The sequence below is a fragment of the Brevundimonas sp. genome, from assembly GCF_016463485.1.
GTDB lineage: Bacteria > Pseudomonadota > Alphaproteobacteria > Caulobacterales > Caulobacteraceae > Brevundimonas.
Genome location: NZ_JAEMRD010000199.1, coordinates 1 through 4,502 on the forward strand (window position 1 = coordinate 1; position 4,502 = coordinate 4,502).

Annotated in this window: 5 protein-coding genes and 2 pseudogenes; 2 read left to right on the forward strand and 5 right to left on the reverse strand. The window is 67.4% G+C overall.

Features of this window, described 5'->3' with window-relative positions; all coding sequences use genetic code 11:
* A pseudogene (locus JHC99_RS17570) lies at positions 1–251 on the reverse strand (VWA domain-containing protein); the annotation flags it as partial.
* A gap of 217 nt (positions 252–468) precedes the next feature.
* Between JHC99_RS17570 and JHC99_RS17575 the strand changes: the two are divergent.
* Positions 469–2,358, forward strand: coding sequence for a monovalent cation:proton antiporter-2 (CPA2) family protein (locus JHC99_RS17575; protein ID WP_292155959.1), 1,890 nt, complete (start codon positions 469–471; stop codon positions 2,356–2,358).
* Positions 2,359–2,368: 10 nt separating this feature from the next.
* Here JHC99_RS17575 and JHC99_RS17580 read toward each other — a convergent pair whose 3' ends face one another.
* A complete protein-coding gene (locus JHC99_RS17580) occupies positions 2,369–2,881 on the reverse strand; it encodes a hypothetical protein (protein WP_271146246.1) in 513 nt (170 codons plus the stop codon).
* A 181-nt stretch (positions 2,882–3,062) separates the two neighbouring features.
* Here JHC99_RS17580 and JHC99_RS17585 point away from each other — a divergent pair, with 181 nt between their 5' ends.
* Positions 3,063–3,380, forward strand: a complete 318-nt coding sequence (locus JHC99_RS17585) for a hypothetical protein (protein ID WP_292155960.1) — start codon at positions 3,063–3,065, stop codon at positions 3,378–3,380.
* Between the two features lie 3 nt (positions 3,381–3,383).
* Here JHC99_RS17585 and JHC99_RS17590 read toward each other — a convergent pair whose 3' ends face one another.
* From JHC99_RS17590 to JHC99_RS17600, 3 genes and pseudogenes are all read right to left on the reverse strand, one after another.
* On the reverse strand, positions 3,384–3,671 hold the full coding sequence (locus tag JHC99_RS17590) for a GNAT family N-acetyltransferase (protein ID WP_292155961.1): 288 nt from the start codon (positions 3,669–3,671) through the stop codon (positions 3,384–3,386).
* 74 nt (positions 3,672–3,745) lie between these two features.
* Positions 3,746–4,135: a hypothetical protein gene (locus JHC99_RS17595; protein WP_292155962.1), complete on the reverse strand. Its 390-nt coding sequence runs from the start codon at positions 4,133–4,135 to the stop codon at positions 3,746–3,748.
* Positions 4,136–4,143: 8 nt separating this feature from the next.
* A pseudogene (locus tag JHC99_RS17600) lies at positions 4,144–4,502 on the reverse strand (hypothetical protein); the annotation flags it as partial.

Below are 4,502 nucleotides of genomic sequence, written 5' to 3' on the forward strand. Positions count from 1 at the left end.
GCGATGGGCGGCGGTGCGACCGAGGGCGGGGCGGGCATGGCCATCCGTGTGCCGGTGGCCATGATGGAATCCGTCTGTCTCGGGTCGCGCAGTCGGATCCCCACCGCCTCGCAGGCGGCCTGGCTGACCATGCCGTCGCCATCCTCGAAGGCGCGTCCGACCTGTGGCGGTGATACCGGCAACACGGTCGGGGCCGCCACCGACAGGCCGAGCACGGCCGCCACCCCCTGTTTCAGCATGGTCGCCAGCATCGCATCCTCCCAGGTTATGTCGTTGCCCGCATGAGACCGACTGGCGTTCGTCGAAACTGTGGCCTGTATCGGCGCGAAATAGGGCGATCCCCGGCTGTGGCATTTGTGTTCGCGGTCCCGGCCGCGACGCCGGCGGTTCGCACAATGTGAACGCGCGCGGGTCGCAAAGCGTCGCCGCAGTCGCCACTATGGGACATGCGAAAGACGGGGCGACGGCATGGCTGATCCGACAGGAATGGGATTGGGGCACGGGGTCGCCCTTCTGGCGGCCGCCGTGGTCGCCGTGCCCCTGTTCAAGCGGTTCAAGCTGGGTGCCGTGCTGGGCTATCTGGCCGCCGGACTGGTTCTGGGGCCGTCGGTGCTGGGCGTGGTGTCCGAACCCGAGACCATGCTGCACGTCGCCGAGATCGGCATCGTCCTGTTCCTGTTCATCATCGGTCTCGAGATGCGCCCGGCCAGGCTGTGGAGCCTCAGGCGCGAGATCTTCGGCCTGGGCGCGATCCAGGTCCTGACCTGCGGCGCGCTTCTGACCGGGGCGGCCATGCTGGCGGGCCTGCCCTGGTACGCCGCTCTCGTGGCCGGGTTCGGGTTCGCCCTGTCGTCCACCGCCATCGTCATGCAGTTGCTGGACGAGCGCAACGAACAGTCCGAGCCGGCGGGGCAGAGGGTCGTGTCGATCCTGCTGTTCGAGGACATCTCGATCGTGCCCCTGCTGGCCATGGTCGCGGTACTGGGGGTCGCCTACGGCGGCGTGGTCGAGGACGCGCGGCCGGTCTGGCAGACGATCGGTCTGGCGGTCGGCGCGGTGGCGGTCGTCTATGTCGCCGGACGCTGGCTGGTGAACCCCCTGTTCCGCATCCTGGCCACATACGGCGGGCGCGAGGTGATGACCATGGGGGCGCTGGTCGTCGTCCTGGGCGCGGCCTGGATGATGTCCCTGGGCGGGCTGTCGATGGCCATGGGCGCTTTTCTGGCCGGGGTGCTGCTGTCCGAGAGCAGTTTCCGGCATCAGCTGGAGGCCGACGTCGAGCCGTTCCGGGGCATCTTGCTGGGCCTGTTCTTCCTCGCCATCGGGATGTCGCTGGACCTGAACGTCGTGGTCCGCGACTGGGCCTGGGTTCTGGGCGGGGTCGCGGCCTTCTCGGCGGCCAAGATGATCGGCGTCTATGTCGTCGCCCGCCTGAAACAGTCGCACGGAGAGGGCCTGTTGCGCGCCGCCCTGATGGGTGAGGGCGGCGAGTTCGCCTTCGTCCTGTATTCCACCGCCGCCGTCGCAGGCCTGTTCGATCCGCGTACGGCCGCCATCCTGTCGGCCGTCGTCATCCTGTCGATGGCCCTGACGCCGCTGCGTCTCGCGATCGCCGACAAGCTGCGCCCGGACGAGACCCTGTCGCCCGACGAGGCCGAGGGCGTGGATCACGCCGAGGGCCTGCGCGAGCGAGTGCTGATCATCGGCTTCGGCCGCTTCGCCCAGGTCGCGGCCCAGACCCTGTTGTGGCGCGACGTGGACGTCTCCATCGTCGATTCCGATGTCGAGATGATCCAGGCCGCCGGCAAATTCGGGTTCAAGGTCTATTACGGCGACGGCACCCGCCTGGACGTGCTGCGCGCCTCGGGCGTCGAGACGGCCGAGACCGTGCTGGTCTGCGTCGACAAGCCGGAGGCGGCCGACCGGATCGTCGAACTCGTCCAGTCCGAGTTCCCGCTCGTGAAGCTATTTGTGCGCGCCTACGATAGGGGGCATTCGATCCGCCTGATCAATGCCGGCGTCGAGTTCCACATCCGCGAGACCTTCGAGAGCGCCCTGGCCTTCGGCGAACATGTGCTCAAGGATCTGGGTTTTTCCGAAGACGAGGCGCGCGAGACGATCGAGGACGTCCGTCGCCGCGACGAGGAACGGCTGACCCTCCAGGTCGCGGGGGGCTTGCAGGCCGGCCGGTCGCTGTGGCGCAACAACACCTCGACCCCGCAGCCCGAACCCTATGTCAAACCCCGCCGCGAGGGCCGCGCCCTCAACGACCAGGCCGCCGAGGTTCTGGAGGAGGAGCAGGACGGACAACGGGCCGACAGCCGGGTCGATCACATGGCCGACGCCGGGACGCTGTGATCCGGAAACCTCAGCCCGTGCCGGGCGATCCGGTCGCTGTCTTGGGCGGATAGACCGTTTCCTGGGCAGCCCAGACCGCATCGATGAAGGCGCGGAGCTGGTAACGCATGTGGGCGCGGGTGACGCCGCCCTCCAGCGAACCCATGCGCCAGACGTCCAGATACCCGTCGTCGCTCGACTGGTCGGCCAGCCAGTTGATCGCCAGGTCACGCTCGTAACGCGCGGCCTCTTCCTCGCCGTCGAACCTGAAATAGGCGACAAACTCGTACCGCACACAGGACTTGGCCTCGCCCACGCCGCGACAGTCGAAGCCCTTGAGCTTGAACGGCAGCTTGTCGGAAGAGCGGACGGTCATGACGTACTCACCGGTCTCGGTATCGACGACCTGTTCGACCTTGCCGCCTTCGCCTTCAACCAGGTCCCGGGCCTGGCCGACGCTCATCCTTTGCCAGACGGGTTCGGCATGAGCGGCGATCGGCCAGATCAAGGTCGCCAGCAATCCCGAAATCAATGCAGCCCGCATACCTTGCCTCGTCCTTGCCTGTGCAATCTAGGCGCGACGGCCGGAACTTGTCACGACCAACGATCCGACGCCGCCGACCTGATGCGCGGCCGCCACAGTCTGATACCTTCATCCAAAGGGCCCCGTCGGGCGGGAACGGTCAAGCTGGATCCGCATTCGATGCTGACGAAGGAATCCCGTCATGCCGAAATCGTCCAGCACGCCCAGCAAACCCGACCTGCGCCTCGTCGCGGCCCAGAGCGCGATCTATGACCTGATGCGGGCACCCGAGACCACGTCCGAACGCGTCAAGCGCCTCCAGCTCGAGGCACGGGCCCTGGCGCTCGAACAGGTCGAGGCGCTGGAAAAGGTGCTGTTCCAGGCCGCCGAAATGGCCAAGGAGATCGCCGAGGGCGGTGACGCCTATCCGGTCGGCGCGCGCGAGATCGCGTCTCGCCTGATGGTCGATCTGCCCCAGAAGGCCGAGACGATGAAGACCATCGTCAGCCGCCTGCCCTGAGCCCTACGCCAGGACGTCACACTGGTCCGGGTGGCGACGGAACCAGGCGACCGCATAGCTGCACCGGGGGATCAGCTTGATCTTCTGTGACCGGGCATGGTCGGCCAGGCTGGCCATGAAGCGACCCGCCGCACCCGAGCCGCGCAGTTCGTCCTCGGCCTCGACGTGCAGGATGGCGCGGACCTCGCCCTGGATCGCATAGTCGGCCCAGACGCGGCGAAGCGCGCCGTCGGCGTCGGTGAACCCCTGCTCGAACCGCTGTTCGGCCGTTACGTCGCGGAAATCGGTCATGGGGTGGATCCTTGAAGGCTGCCGGGGTGGCACAGGATCAACCACCGGCGCGCCCGCCTGTTCCTCGAAAAGCCTCAGGGGGCCTTGTCGGAGAACAGATTGATCAGCCCCAGCACGCTCTTCACCGTGAACCAGATGTGCAGCAGGAACAGCAGCAGCAGGCCGACAAATCCCAGCGGGAACAGGATCACAGTGGCGAAGGCTACGATCGTCACGATCCACAGGCCGATGGTCCACCAGAAGACGGACCAGAACAGGGCGATCTGGGCCTCGATATGATCCCGCGCCACGCCCGTCGCCGACCCGCGACCGGCATAGGCGACGACCAGGCCGACGATGACCAGCAGGTTCGCGCTGGGGATCGACAGGATGTACAGGGCCCAGGCGATGATCGCGGCGGGCTTGCCCTCTGAAGGATGCAGGCCTTCGCCGAGACGGGGCTGGGTCGGTCCGGTGTCGGTCATGGGGGCTCCTAGATCGTCCAGGTCAGCGGGTTCTTGACGGGGCGGCCGGCGGCCAGGCGGATCAGGCCCGCCGCGCCGCGCACGATGACCCAGAGCGCCATCCCGACGAGGACGAAGACCCCCAGGTTCACGGCGATCAGCACGACGCCGATCGCGGCACCGAACGCGGCGATCCACAGGGTGCGCTTCTGGAAGATGAAATGGCTGGCCGCCAGATCCTGGGCGGGAACGGGTCGGCTGATGACCGACACCAGGGCGATCATGGCAGCCAGTCCGAACGTCGGCACGGCGAACAGGATCAGGGCATAGACGGCATACAGGCTCATCGCCCCTTCGGGCGGTGCAGCGCGCTGGGCGCGGCCGAAGG

Coding starts and splice junctions, on each gene's coding strand:
- JHC99_RS17595 (WP_292155962.1), bottom strand. CDS start 4,135: ATGACCGACACCGGACCGACCCAGCCCCGTCTCGGCGAAGGCCTGCAT.
- JHC99_RS17580 (WP_271146246.1), bottom strand. CDS start 2,881: ATGCGGGCTGCATTGATTTCGGGATTGCTGGCGACCTTGATCTGGCCG.
- JHC99_RS17590 (WP_292155961.1), bottom strand. CDS start 3,671: ATGACCGATTTCCGCGACGTAACGGCCGAACAGCGGTTCGAGCAGGGG.
- JHC99_RS17585 (WP_292155960.1), top strand. CDS start 3,063: ATGCCGAAATCGTCCAGCACGCCCAGCAAACCCGACCTGCGCCTCGTC.
- JHC99_RS17575 (WP_292155959.1), top strand. CDS start 469: ATGGCTGATCCGACAGGAATGGGATTGGGGCACGGGGTCGCCCTTCTG.